We start from the raw sequence: 13,515 nt of genomic DNA on the forward strand, positions 1-13,515 counted from the left end.
CCCCTACACCACGCTCTTTCAATTATAAAAAACCCCGGAGATATTACCTCCTTGCTTTTAAACAATTATAATGTGTTATAAGAGTAGTTTTTTTATATGTGCAGTTATTGTATTTAGTAAGTTTGTTTAATATATATTAATTAAAAAAGAGAAATTGTTTTCGTTGCATATTTAAAAAAAAGGGGGGGGTAAATTTTTTTGACCCGCCACTTTTATTTATGAATCTACTTATTTTGCTTCAAATTCCTGAGAATAAACTTCTGTTCCGTCGCTGGCTACATAACGAACGACTACAACCGGAGAGTCAACCTTTACAGTGATCTTTAACAATCCAGCAAGGCTTTCAAATGTTGATGCCTGTCCTTCCAACCCGGATTTCAGGCTATCTGCCATGCCGTCTGTTGGAATGCCTTCGGCAAAAGTATAGGTGTAGATGAATTTGTTTCCTTCACCAGTGATCGCGATTTCCATTCCGGAATCAGCGAGAGTGTCTTTCAGCTCTGCGATTTGAGACTGAACTTCTTCAGAAGCTGCATACTCTTCCATGGTTTCATAGGTTCCAAGAGAAGCATTGCCGGACTCATCACTGCTGGATTCTTCGGCTTTAGAGGAGCTCTGATCCTCTTCGTTAGCAGCGACACTGCTGGAAGCTTCCGGAGCGGAAGACGAACCGTTATCGGATGCGGGTGCTTTTGGTGCGCAGGAAGCGAATGAAGCCATCATCACTGTTGCTACACAAGCGATTAATAATTTTTTCATGGTTGTTCTCCTTCTTTATTCTGTCATGAATGAATATTTGTACTTTTTCGTTCGACTGAAAATTGGATAAAAGCCAATAAAAAACACCCGTTTTAGGGTGCTTCCTAGTTTTATTTACAACGAACGAGATTGTACACTTTTATTGTAATATATTGCGCTTCTAGTGTCAATCAGAATAAAAGCTTCACAATAAAATTGTAATAATTTGTGAAAAATTTATTGTTTATTAATCTGTATCTGTTCAAAATGACAAGGAACAATTTGGGAAAAGGACAAGAGATTTCTATAAATATTTCAAGAATTTTAGTTGACAACAACAATATATGGTGTATAATTGGAGCTAAACATACAATATATTGATATATTATAGGGAGGAATCGACATGCTAAAGGAAATACGGAAACGGGACGGAAATATTGTGCCCTTTCAGCCCGAAAAGATTACCCGCGCCATCTTTAAAGCGGCAAATGCCGTTGGAGGAAATGATTGGGAGAAGGCGGAAGATTTAACCGGACAGGTTCTTGTTTTGGCTGAAGCAAAAATGCCGGATGATGTAACCGATGTAGAAAAAATTCAGGATTTGGTAGAAAAGGTATTGATTGAAAACGGGCATGCAAAAACAGCAAAAGCGTATATCCTTTATCGTGAAAAACGCCGCGCCGCGCGTGAAGCAAACGCCCTGATCGGCGCCACGATCAATATGTTCTCCCAATACCTGGGCGATCAGGATTGGCGGGTAAAGGAAAATGCCAATGCACAGAAATCCATTAATGGGATGAACAACTATATCCGCGAGACCTTTACAAAGCAATACTGGCTGCATGAAATTTATCCGGACGAAATCAGGGAAGCCCACCTCTCAGGAGACCTTCATCTGCATGACCTTGGATTTTTTGGCCCGTACTGTGCAGGGTGGGATTTGAGGCAGCTTTTGACAATGGGCTTCGGCGGAGTGCCGGGCAAGGTGGAGTCATCTCCTGCAAAGCATCTGCGCAGCTTTCTGGGCCAGATTGTCAACTCTACCTTTACGACACAGGGCGAAACAGCAGGCGCACAGGCCTGGAGCAGCTTTGACACCTACTGCGCTCCATTTATCCGGTATGATCATCTGGATTACCAGACAGTCAAGCAGGCGATGCAGGAATTCATTTTCAACCTGAATGTACCGACCAGAGTCGGATTCCAGTGCCCATTCTCGAATCTGACCTTTGATATCCATCCGCCCCGCACCTTGAAGGACCAGGCGGTTATTATCGGCGGAGCGCTTCAGGAGGAAACCTACGGAGAATTCCAAAAAGAGATGGATATGATTAATACCGCTTTCTGTGAAGTGATGATGGAAGGGGATAAAAAAGGAAGGGTTTTTACTTTCCCAATTCCAACCATCAATGTCACGCCGGATTTTGAGTGGGACAGCCCGGTTGTAAACAAATTTATGGAGATTACCTGCAAGTATGGAATCCCTTATTTCTCGAACTATATTAATTCTGACCTGTCCCCAGAGGACGCGCTCTCTATGTGCTGTCGGCTGAGGCTCAATACCAGTGAACTGCGGAAACGAGGCGGGGGATTGTTTGGCTCCAACCCTCTGACGGGTTCAGTCGGCGTTGTTACCATCAACCTGCCGAGAATCGGCTATCTTGCAAAAAATGAGGCTGATTTCCGCGGCCGGCTGGAGCATTTGATGGAGATTGCCAAGGAAAGCCTGGAAATCAAACGCAAGACAATTGAGGAGCAGACGGAACGCGGCATGTATCCCTATTCTGCCCATTACCTCAAAAATGTGAAGGAGCGTACCGGTAATTTCTGGTTTAACCATTTTAACACCATCGGGCTGATCGGGATGAATGAAGCCTGCCTGAATTTCCTGGGAAAAGATATCACAACAGAGGAAGGGCAGAAATTTGCCCTGGATACGCTAAAGCTTATGCGGGATATTATTACCCGTTTCCAGGAAGAAACAGGGCATGTCTATAACCTGGAGGCAACTCCGGCGGAAGGAACCAGCTACAGCCTGGCAAGGCTTGACAGGGAACGGTATCCGGATATTATTACCGCCGGGAAGGACGAGCCTTATTATACCAACTCCACCCATCTCCCGGTAGGATATACGGACGACATTTTTGAAACCCTTGACCTTCAGGACGAGCTGCAGTGTCAATATACTGGCGGGACTGTACTCCATCTCTACTTAGGCGAACAAATTAAGGATACAGAGATTGCCAAGCAGCTGATTCGGAAAGCCTTTACCAATTATCAGTTGCCCTATCTGTCTCTGACGCCAACCTTTTCTGTCTGTCCGGAACACGGATACCTGAACGGCGAGGTATACACCTGCCCGGACTGCGGGAGGGATACAGAGGTTTGGAGCCGCGTTGTCGGGTATCTGCGCCCGGTACAGAATTTCCACAAGGGGAAACAGGAGGAGTATAAGCAGCGCGTCAAATATGTGATTCGTGAAGAGGAGCTCCGGGTATGAGGTTCGGCGGGATTCAGAAAACCAGCACTATTGATTTCCCAGGCGTTCTGAGCTGTGTGTTATTTACCAGGGGCTGTGACCTAAACTGTTTTTACTGCCATAACCGGGAGCTGATCGAAGGAATTGGGCCGGAAATATCGGAGGATGAGGCCCTTTCCTTTCTCAGGCGGCGGCAGGGCCTGTTGGACGGTGTGGTGGTCAGCGGAGGAGAGCCTACCCTGCAGCCGGATTTATCCCAATTTCTCAATCTGTGCAAGGGAATGGGGTACAAGCTGAAACTGGACACCAACGGCCAGCGTCCCGGGCTGACAGAACAGTTGTGGCAGGAGGAGCTGCTTAATTATATTGCGGTGGATGTAAAGGCGCCGGAAGCGGAATATGCAGAGATATGCGGCGTGAGCGGCTTTGAGAAAACACGGGAAACCATTCTCGCTCTGCTAAAGCGCGGCGCTCATTTTGAAGCCCGGACAACGCTTTACCCCGGGCTGAGCATCGAGGAACTGGAAGAATTATTGAGCAGTTTTCCTGTGCTTCCATTATGGCGGATGAATTATTTTAAAATGCCGGAGCAGTACTGTCCGACAGATGAAAAACGGCTGAAACAACCCGCGTTGACACCGGTGATGCTCAAGGAAGCGCTGCCTTTCCTGCAGAGACATCAGCCCAACCTGGCTATAGAAAAGTAAAAGAAGGCGGAAGGATTAATTCCTTCCGCCTTCTTTTACTTTGCATGGTTGTTCTTCTTTGCCGAGCCGGCGATAGACGGTCAGCATCATGGTCACAAAACAGGAGACTCCGCCAATCAAATTGGAAATCGGCTCTGCGATAAAGACGCCGTTGACGCCGAGTCCTCCGATCCGGGGAAGAAAAATCGTCAGCGGCACAACGATAATCGCCTTTCTGAGAATAGAAAAGAAGATTGCCATTTTAGACTTGCCGAGGCCGACAAAGGTGGACTGTCCTGCAAACTGGAAGATCATCATAATAAATCCGAAGAAATAGAGCTGCATCGCTTGACTTCCATATAGCAGCATATCCTCGTGATCGTTAAAAATGCGGATAAAAAATCCCGGCGATATTACGACAGCAAGCCAGGCCAGGGCAGAATAAATGCCGCCGATCAGGGTGGTGAATAAAATGCCCTTTCGCACGCGGCCATATTCCCTTGCGCCGTAGTTATACCCCAAGACCGGCTGAGAGCCATTCGTGATTCCGTTGACCGGCAGGCTGATGATTTCGCGGACAGAATTCAGGATTGTCATAATACCGATATAGAGATCGCCGCCATAGGACTTGAGCGTAATATTACAGACAATCTGCACCAAACAATTGGTGGCGGACATGATAAAGCCCGACATGCCAAGCGCTGTGATTTCCTTGAAAAGCTTCCATTCGACCCGAAGACTCTTCCTTTTAATCCGCAGGATAGCTTTTCTGCCGGTTAAAAAGCGGAGCACCCAAACAGCGGAAGCACCCTGCGCAATTACAGTCGCAATCGCAGCGCCCCGAATCCCCATGTGGAACACGAAAATAAAAAGCGGGTCTAGGATAATATTGAGCACCGCGCCCAGCAGGGTAGTGAACATCCCCACCTTTGGAAAGCCCTGGGAGTTGATGAAGTAGTTCATCCCGGTTCCCAGCATGGAGAACACCGTTCCAAGCAGGTAGATTGAAAGATAATCGTCCGCATAGGCATATGTATTATCGCTCGCGCCGAACAAATAAAGGATCGGCTTTTTAAACAGATAGCAGACCAGCATAATCAAAAAAGAGGAATAAAACAAAAGCGCAGCCGAATTCCCCATAATTTTTTCCGCGCGCTTGGTATTACCGGCGCCGCGCGCAATTGAGCACAACGGCGCCCCGCCCATCCCAAAGAGATTGGTGAAAGCGGTAACTAGAGCGACGATAGGGAAGGTCAGGCCGATTCCGGTTAAGGCCAGGCCGTCGGAATGCGGCAGATGCCCGATATAAATTCGATCAACTACATTATATAAAAGCTGGATTAGCTGCGCGACAGTAAGCGGAACTGCCTGATATAAGATGTTTTTCCCAACACTGCCTTTTGAAAAGTCGTTTTCCATCTGATTTCTTCTTTCTGAACAATCTTTTCCAATGGTATTATTATATCACGCCTGCGCCAAGAATAAAAGCGGTTCCAGATCCGAAAAAAACTGCAATAATATTATTGTGGAGATTACCTTTCGGCTATAGTTCCCTCAACGGCCGTAAGCCTGCCGCAGCAGCAAGGCGCAGCCTAAGATGAAAAAATAAATTTTGCCAAACTGTCCGCGGTATCTTGATTTTGGAAAACAAATCTTTTATACTGAAGAAAAGAGGACAGGATGAAAACCTCTAAAAGGAGTGGCAGAATAAGATGAAAAGTGCAGTGTTTTATGGCAAGCATGATCTCCGTCTGGAAGAACGCGCGCTTCCGAGCGTTGGGAAGCATGATGTGCTGATCAAGGTAATGGCCTGCGGCGTATGCGGGACGGATGTTCATATTTACGAAGGGGATAAAGGCGCGGCTGAAACGAATCCCCCTACAATTTTAGGGCATGAGTTTGCCGGCGTAGTAGAACAGGTGGGCGAAGCGGTCACCCAGGTCAAAGTGGGAGACCGGGTCTGCGTAGACCCGAACCAGTTATGCGGAAAATGTTATTATTGCCGAAGCGGAATCGGGCATTTTTGTGAAAACATGGTAGGAATCGGAACGACTGTAGAAGGTGGATTTGCACAGTATTGCGCTGTAAATGAATCCCAGGTTTACCATCTCGCGGATACGACTCCTTTTGAGGAAGGCGCGATGACAGAACCTGTCGCCTGCTGCCTGCATGGGATTGATCTCTGTGAAATTTCTGCGGCCTCGACTGTGATGGTGATCGGCGGGGGCATGATCGGCTTACTGATGGTTCAGCTTGCTAAGCTGTCCGGTGCACATCAGGTGATTTTGCTTGAACCGGTAGAAGGAAAAAGGGAGGTCGGGAAAAAGCTTGGCGCCGATCTCTGTATTGACCCGATCCATGAGGACGTTAAGGCTGTTCTGGCTGAACACCAGATCCATCGGATCAGCGTAGTGATTGAATGTGCAGGATTAAAGCAGACGATTGCGCAGGCAATTGATCTGGCGGGAAAATATTCCATTGTGATGATGTTCGGCTTGACAAAGCCGGACGATGAAGTGGCGATTAAACCATTTCAGATTTTCCAGAAGGAGGTTATTTTGAAGGCTTCCTTCATCAATCCGTATACGCAGCAGCGTGCGCTTGATTTAATTAATGCAAAGAAAATCGATGTAAGCTCTATGGTGTATGAGGTGAGAGGGCTTTCCGGACTAGAAGAGGTTCTGGCAAATGCTGAGCTTCGCAAAAAGGGGAAATTTATTATTGACCCCTGGAAGGACTAATGTAACATAAAGAGGGCCCCGGCAGATGCCGGGGCCCTCTTTGTCACCTTTTGCGGCTTCTGAGAATAGCATGTATTGTCGTATAACGACAATGATCTTAGGAGGTTTCATTTATGTTTTATCATTCTCAGGACAGACAAAGCTGTCAGCCATGCACGCCGGCCTGTCCTCCTCCATGCTGCCCTCCTGCTTGTGAGCCCATTCTTACTATTGGCACAACGATTACGGGCGAACCCGGAACCGCTGCCGAGGTTACTAATACCGGAACAAGATGCAATCCAGTGCTAAACTTCACAATACCTCGGGGTGTTACCGGCGCCACTGGAGCAACCGGTCCTAGCGGCGGCCCGACTGGCGCTACCGGTGCCACTGGAGCAACTGGCCCGACCGGCCCAACAGGCGCTACCGGCGCTACCGGAACAGACGGTGCCGCAGGTGCTACTGGAGCAACTGGCCCGACCGGCCCAACAGGTGCTACCGGTGCCACAGGAACAGACGGCGCCGCAGGCGCTACTGGAGCAACCGGCCCGACCGGTCCAACGGGCGCTACCGGAACAGACGGTGCCGCAGGTGCTACTGGAGCGACCGGCCCAACTGGCCCAACGGGCGCTACCGGTGCCACCGGAGCAACTGGCCCGACTGGTCCAACGGGCGCTACCGGCGCTACCGGAACAGACGGCGCCGCAGGCGCTACTGGAGCAACTGGGACAGCAGATACAATAACAGTTAGAAATACCACTACAGGAGAGCCTGGCACAGAGGCAAGCGTAACGGACGTAAGCGGAGGTCCGAACCACATTTTGGACTTTGTGATTCCCAGAGGCTTTGATGGAACCGATGGAGCAACTGGCGCTACAGGAGCCACCGGAGCCGACGGTGCTGCGGGCATTACTGGAGTCACTGGCCCAACTGGCGCTACAGGTGTTACCGGCCCAACGGGTGCTACCGGCCCAACGGGTGCTACCGGCGCTACGGGAGCAACTGGAGCAACGGGCGCTACAGGTGCCACTGGAACTTGTTCGTGCACCTGTCGGTCAAAGGGTGAGATGGTTGTTAACGGCGGGATGGAATCCTTTACTGAAAACATTCCGACTGGGTGGACGGCGAACAACCCAGCTCTTGTTTCTAAAGTTGGCCAGCAGGGCAGAGTGCATTCCGGGAACTGGGCGGTTAATCTGAAGGACCATGCTGTTCTTTATCAGGATATTGCAGTGGAGGCCGGCTGCTTCTATCAGTTCTCCTTCTTTGCAAGAGGAGAAGGAAGCCAGGTTGGGTTCACAGCGAAGGTTATCTATCTGAACGCCCAGAACCAGCAGACCGATGCTTTGACTATTCAGGTAAGACAGCAGGATTTAGTCACTTCAAACCGGATTTTCACCTATTTCCGTGGAATCACTTCTGCCGCGCCGACCGGCACAGTGACAGCGAGAATTCAGTTTACCGTCAATGCCGACGGATCGCAAAGCATGGATCTTGACGATGTGTCCCTGTCTGTCGATTAATCGGCATAACAGCGAAAAATTGGCAAAAAGAAGCTGAAAGACTATTGTGGAATCGGATTTTTCAATCGAGCACCATTCATTATGCTGCAGCTTAACAGGAATCGATCTGTTTCTGCGCAGTTCTGGAAAGGACTGCGCAGAAATATTAAAGAGCGGATCTGTCTGATTTTTGTTTGCTGCTGTAGATTTATCGTGATTGTACGGCGATAAAATCGATGATAAAAGGTCGAGATACGAATGATTACATTAAGCTTATGTATGATTGTGAAGGATGAGGAACAGGTTTTGGCACGCTGCCTTGACAGCGTGAGGGATGTGTTTGACGAGATTGTGATTGTTGATACCGGCAGTACAGACCAGACAAAACAGATTGCGGAGCGCTATACACAAAATATATATGATTTTAACTGGAATGACGATTTTTCAGCAGCCCGAAATGAATCATTTGCCAGGGCTGCAATGGATTACTGCATGTGGATGGATGCGGATGATATCCTGCTTGAAGCAGACCGGCAGGCGCTGCTCCAGCTGAAAGCTTCTCTGCCGGAAGAAACCGATGTAGTGATGATGAAATACCATGTTCAGTTTGATGACCAGGGGAATCCAACCTATTCCTACTATCGGGAACGGCTCATCCGGAGAAAACCGGCGCCCTTGTGGCAAGGCTTTGTTCATGAGGTCATTGCTCCGTTCGGAAACATCTTATATTCTGATATTGCGGTGACTCACCGCCGGGTGAAGAAAAGCTCGTCGGGCCGCAACCTGAAAATTTATGAAGCGAAAAAAGAACAGGGCGTACCGTTTGACCCGCGGGCAGAATTTTACTATGCGCGGGAGCTTTATTACCACGGCTGGTACGAAAAGGCGATTTATGAGTTTGAACAGTTTCTACAGCGCCCCGACGGCTGGGCAGAAAATAAAATAGAGGCCTGTCGGATGCTTTCCTACTGCTACCAGGATGCCGGGCAGCCGGAAAAAATCCTGCCGGCACTTTTCCAGAGCTTTGCATATGATATTCCGCGAGCAGAGCTATGCTGCGAAATCGGCTTCTATTTTGCAGAACGCCAGGCGTACCAGCTTGCTGTTTTCTGGTATGAGCAGGCACTGAAAACGCCGCGCAATGACCAGAGCGGCGCGTTTGTACTGCCGGACTGCTATGGCTATATCCCGGCAATCCAGCTTTGCGTCTGCTATGACCGTCTGGGAAACCTTGCGGCTGCAAAGCAGTACAACGATCTTGCCGGAAAATTCAAGCCGGATGCGGAAGCCTACCAGCATAACCGAGATTATTTCCTTTCCTTTGAAGAATAAGAGGAACGGCCTTCAGAGCCGTTCCTCTTATTTGATGGTCTTGTGTACATAAATTTTGGTGGGGCGGCCGGATTCAAACAGATCCAGTCCGATTTCCCGAAAACCGTATTTTTCATAATACTGGATATGATTTGTCGTCAGATAAACCTGGTCATAGCCCAGTGAACCGGCAGTCTGGCGTGCGTGCCATAAAAGCTGTTCGCCCAGCGCATGTCCGCGTTCTGACTCATCGACAAACAAGGGGGAAATCCAGGGAGACAGATCTTTTCTTTGAATACACTCCTGCTCCAGCAATTGATAAAATCCTTTCATCTCACCATCCCGAAGCAGCAGTACCGTCAAGGGCAGACTGTCCTGCGGGTGAAGGCTTTTGGGAATTTCCGGCAGTACGACATCCTTGACCGCCGGCCAATTTCGGCAGACATAGTCGGCCAGCTCCTGACTGCGCTGGGGGCAATCCTGTAAAAAACAGATTTGGTACATAGGGGTTCCCTCCTTTTTGAATTTCAGGGACAACCGTTCCTGTTACACTATCATAGCATGGGACAGAACAAAAAACAATAAGAAAAATCTCTGCAAATTGTTATGGTTTCGTAACAAAGTGAAAGGAAAAACATGATATGGTAAAAGAGCAAGTAGTTTCACTGCTCTGGATTCTCCGGAGAGGGCAGTTTGGAGCTGGCCAGAGCGGCCGGAAACAAATTATTATCGACAAAGGCTTGGGGGAAAAATCATGGAATGGAATGGCCAGGGACTGACCAGCGGCGAAGTAGCACAGCGAAGAGCCGCCGGACAGGTTAACCTGAATGTGGATGTCAAGACCAAATCAATCAAACGGATCTGCGCAGAAAATATCCTGTCCCTCTTTAACCTGATTAACTTTGTTCTTGCCGCCGCGCTGCTGGCGGTGGGTTCTTATAAAAATATGCTGTTTATGGGCGTAATTTTCTGCAACACCATGATTGGGATCATCCAGGAAATCCGTTCCAAGCGCGCTGTTGACAAGCTGTCCATTGTAGTTTCAGAGAAGGCGGAGGCATATCGTGACGCGCGGCTTACGGAAATCCCAATCGAGGAGATTGTGCTTGACGATGTGGTCCGGCTGAGGAGAGGAGATCAGATTCCAGCTGACGCTGAGGTATTGTCCGGCTCCTGTATGGTCAATGAAAGCCTCCTGACCGGCGAATCAGATTTGATCCGGAAGCGTGAAGGAGATCAGCTGCTCTCCGGCAGCTTTATCGTATCGGGCGAATGTGTGGCAAGGGTAGTCCATGTCGGCAAGGACAACTATGCGTCTGTCATTAACCGGAACGCCAAATATCTCAAAAAGGTAAATTCGGAAATCATGGACACCTTTAACCGGATTATTCGGTTCGTTTCGGTGATTATTTTTCCGCTTGGCGCATTGCTTTTTTATAATCAGTATACCGCGGATGGGGCGACGGCTTCGAGTGCAATTGTCAATACGGTCGCGGCGCTGATTGGGATGATTCCGGAGGGGCTGATTCTTTTAACCAGTACGGTGCTGGCGGTTTCAGTAATCCGGCTGTCCCGGCATAAGGTGCTGGTGCAGAATCTTTACTGTATCGAGACATTGGCGCGGGTGGATGTATTATGCCTGGATAAAACGGGAACCATCACCTGCGATGAAATGGAATTAAAGCAGATTATTCCTTTGCTTGGCCAGGAAGAGACAAAAACAGATGAAATCCTGGCCTCGATTGCCCATGCCTCCCATGACGATAATTCTACCATGAATGCTCTAAAAAGCTTTTTTCAGGACGCGCCGGCCCGGGAAGTCAGCCGGTTCATTGATTTTTCCTCGGAGAAAAAATGGTCGGGTGCCGTGCTGGAGGATGGAACAGGCTACGTGGTCGGCGCGGGTGAATTTATTTTAAAAGACAGGTATTCCCTGATTGCGGACGTTATACAGGAGAAAGCGGGCAGCTACCGGGTACTGACCCTTGCAGAGGTGCCCGGAGGATTTACTGAGGACGGCGATTTGATCGGAGAAGCGCAGCCGATGGCGCTGGTAATGATCCAGGATAAAATCCGGGATAATGCGGAGGAAACAATCCGCTATTTCACCGAGCAGGGAGTCCAGCTCAAGGTGATTTCCGGAGACGGGACGACGACGGTATCCAATATTGCCAAAATAGCCGGGATTCCGAATGCGGAGCGGGCCGTGGACGCCTCCGCCCTGCAGACTGAGGAGCAGCTCAAAAAAGCGGCGGAAGAATGCACTGTATTCGGCAGAGTAACGCCGCAGCAGAAGCAGAAGCTTATCAAGGCAATCAAGGAGAATGGGCATTCCGTCGCAATGACCGGAGATGGGGTGAACGACGTGCTGGCCTTGAAAGAAGCGGACTGCTCGGTGGCGATGGCTGCGGGAAGCGACGCTGCCAGAAATGTCGCGCAGCTTGTGCTGATCAATAATGATTTTTCCGCTATGCCGCGTGTAGTTGCCGAAGGGCGGCGCTCGATCAATAATATCCAGAGAAGCTCCTCTCTGTTTTTGGTTAAAACACTCTTTTCCATCCTGCTGGGCCTGCTGACGGTTCTGGTGCATCTGCGCTATCCGTTTCAGCCAATCCAAATGTCCTTGGTAGGCGCGTTTACCATTGGGATACCATCCTTTGTTTTGGCGCTGGAACCAAACAAAGACCGGGTGACCGGAAACTTTTTCTGGAATATTATTTCCAGGGCGATTCCGGGCGCTTTGACAATTGTAATCAATATTGGGCTTGTATATCTCTGCCAGGGATGGTTTGAGCTCAATTACAGCCAGGTTTCCACGATGGCGGTTGTGCTGACAGCCCTGACGGGTATTCTGCTGCTGATCCGGATTTCAATCCCGTTCACACCGATTCGGACGGCTTTGCTGGCGGTAGTCCTGGGCGGGATGGCGCTGGGCTTGACCGCCTTCAAATGGTTTTTCGATTTTGCCCCCTTCTCTATGGAAATGTTCTGGATTCTCCTTGTGTTGGGTATACTATGTTTTCTTTTATTCCAATTTTTCTATTGGTGTCTGGAGCGCTTTGCCGGAGCCGGCAAGAAGCCGTCCGGAGGGAAGCGGCGCGGTGTATAAAATTCGTTTTCAAGGCCGGATATAAATTGACTTTTACTGGGATTTGAAGTACAATAACAGTGTATCAAATCGAAAGGGCAAAAGGGGAAAGGGTTTCGATTTTTTGCCAAATTATCAGATTGGGTAGGTGTGTTATATGGATGTAAAACAACTCAAAAAAACTGCCAATGACATCAGAAAAGGCGTCATTGAAGCGGTTTACAATGCAAAATCCGGACATCCGGGCGGCTCTTTGTCAGCGACAGATATTTTTACATATCTGTATTTCGCAGAAATGAAGGTTGACCCGAGCAAACCGGAGGATGAAAACAGAGACCGCTTTGTTTTGAGCAAAGGGCACGTAGCCCCGGCTTATTACAGTACGCTGGCTCACCGGGGCTATTTTCCGGTAGAAGAGCTGAAAACCCTGCGCAAGCTGGGCTCCAGGCTGCAGGGCCATCCTGATATGAAGCATATTCCGGGTGTTGATATGTCCAGCGGGTCTTTGGGACAGGGCATCTCTGCCGCCTGCGGCATGGCGAAAGCCGGAAAGCTGATGAACAAGGACTACCGCGTTTATACGCTGCTTGGCGACGGCGAAATCCAGGAAGGCCAGGTGTGGGAGGCTGCGATGTTTGCGGCGCACAATAAGCTGGACAATCTGGTTGTTATTGTGGACAATAACGGGCTCCAGATTGACGGAAACGTTGCCGACGTCATGTCTCCATATCCAATTGATGAAAAATTTGCGGCATTTGGCTTTGAAGTAATCTGCATTGACGGTCATTGCTTTGATGAAATTGCGGCAGCCTTTGAAAAAGCAAAAGAAACCAAAGGAAAGCCAACCGCAATCATTGCGAAAACGGTTAAGGGCAAGGGCGTATCCTTTATGGAAAACCAAGCGAGTTGGCACGGCGCCGCCCCGAACGCAGAGCAGTATGAAACAGCAATGGCTGATTTAGACGCGATTGCAGCAGGATTGGAGGGCTAG

Annotated in this window: 11 protein-coding genes; 8 read left to right on the forward strand and 3 right to left on the reverse strand. The window is 49.1% G+C overall.

Annotated features, from left to right (window positions below; translation table 11 throughout):
- Positions 1-228: 228 nt before the first annotated feature.
- Positions 229-759, reverse strand: a complete 531-nt coding sequence (locus tag CZ360_RS03975; RefSeq protein ID WP_077532930.1) for a DUF4854 domain-containing protein — start codon at positions 757-759, stop codon at positions 229-231.
- Positions 760-1,141: 382 nt separating this feature from the next.
- Between CZ360_RS03975 and CZ360_RS03980 the strand changes: the two genes are divergently transcribed.
- Positions 1,142-3,238, forward strand: coding sequence for a ribonucleoside triphosphate reductase (locus CZ360_RS03980; RefSeq protein WP_077532931.1), 2,097 nt, complete (start codon positions 1,142-1,144; stop codon positions 3,236-3,238).
- Positions 3,235-3,924: an anaerobic ribonucleoside-triphosphate reductase activating protein gene (locus CZ360_RS03985; RefSeq protein WP_077532932.1), complete on the forward strand. Its 690-nt coding sequence runs from the start codon at positions 3,235-3,237 to the stop codon at positions 3,922-3,924. The genes CZ360_RS03980 and CZ360_RS03985 overlap by 4 nt, the downstream gene beginning before the upstream one ends.
- 15 nt (positions 3,925-3,939) lie before the next feature.
- Here the strand turns inward: CZ360_RS03985 and CZ360_RS03990 are convergent, their stop codons facing one another.
- Positions 3,940-5,322 (reverse strand): MATE family efflux transporter, encoded by a 1,383-nt coding sequence (locus tag CZ360_RS03990; protein WP_077532933.1) that lies wholly within the window; start codon positions 5,320-5,322, stop codon positions 3,940-3,942.
- Positions 5,323-5,615: 293 nt separating this feature from the next.
- Between CZ360_RS03990 and CZ360_RS03995 the strand changes: the two genes are divergently transcribed.
- The 3 genes from CZ360_RS03995 to CZ360_RS04005 all read left to right on the forward strand — a co-directional run bounded on the left by CZ360_RS03995 (position 5,616) and on the right by CZ360_RS04005 (position 9,457).
- Positions 5,616-6,644, forward strand: coding sequence for a zinc-dependent alcohol dehydrogenase family protein (locus tag CZ360_RS03995; RefSeq protein ID WP_077532934.1), 1,029 nt, complete (start codon positions 5,616-5,618; stop codon positions 6,642-6,644).
- A gap of 113 nt (positions 6,645-6,757) precedes the next feature.
- On the forward strand, positions 6,758-8,146 hold the full coding sequence (locus CZ360_RS04000) for a hypothetical protein (protein WP_077532935.1): 1,389 nt from the start codon (positions 6,758-6,760) through the stop codon (positions 8,144-8,146).
- Positions 8,147-8,383: 237 nt separating this feature from the next.
- The gene (locus CZ360_RS04005; RefSeq protein ID WP_077532936.1) at positions 8,384-9,457 is read left to right on the forward strand and encodes a tetratricopeptide repeat-containing glycosyltransferase family 2 protein; all 1,074 of its coding nucleotides are present in this window, start codon (positions 8,384-8,386) and stop codon (positions 9,455-9,457) included.
- A gap of 27 nt (positions 9,458-9,484) precedes the next feature.
- On the opposite strand, the gene CZ360_RS04010 is transcribed toward CZ360_RS04005, so the two are convergent.
- Positions 9,485-9,940, reverse strand: coding sequence for a GNAT family N-acetyltransferase (locus CZ360_RS04010; RefSeq protein WP_077532937.1), 456 nt, complete (start codon positions 9,938-9,940; stop codon positions 9,485-9,487).
- Positions 9,941-10,077: 137 nt separating this feature from the next.
- On the opposite strand from CZ360_RS04010, the gene CZ360_RS13995 reads away from it, so the two are divergent.
- From CZ360_RS13995 to CZ360_RS04020, 3 genes are all read left to right on the forward strand, one after another.
- Positions 10,078-10,215 (forward strand): hypothetical protein, encoded by a 138-nt coding sequence (locus tag CZ360_RS13995; RefSeq protein ID WP_159438101.1) that lies wholly within the window; start codon positions 10,078-10,080, stop codon positions 10,213-10,215.
- On the forward strand, positions 10,191-12,545 hold the full coding sequence (locus tag CZ360_RS04015; protein ID WP_077532938.1) for a cation-translocating P-type ATPase: 2,355 nt from the start codon (positions 10,191-10,193) through the stop codon (positions 12,543-12,545). Before CZ360_RS13995 ends, CZ360_RS04015 begins: the two co-directional genes overlap by 25 nt.
- A gap of 136 nt (positions 12,546-12,681) precedes the next feature.
- Entirely contained in the window at positions 12,682-13,515 is an 834-nt protein-coding gene (locus tag CZ360_RS04020; protein ID WP_077532939.1) for a transketolase, read from the forward strand.

Source organism: Massiliimalia massiliensis (assembly GCF_900155615.1).
GTDB lineage: Bacteria > Bacillota > Clostridia > Oscillospirales > Ruminococcaceae > Massiliimalia > Massiliimalia massiliensis.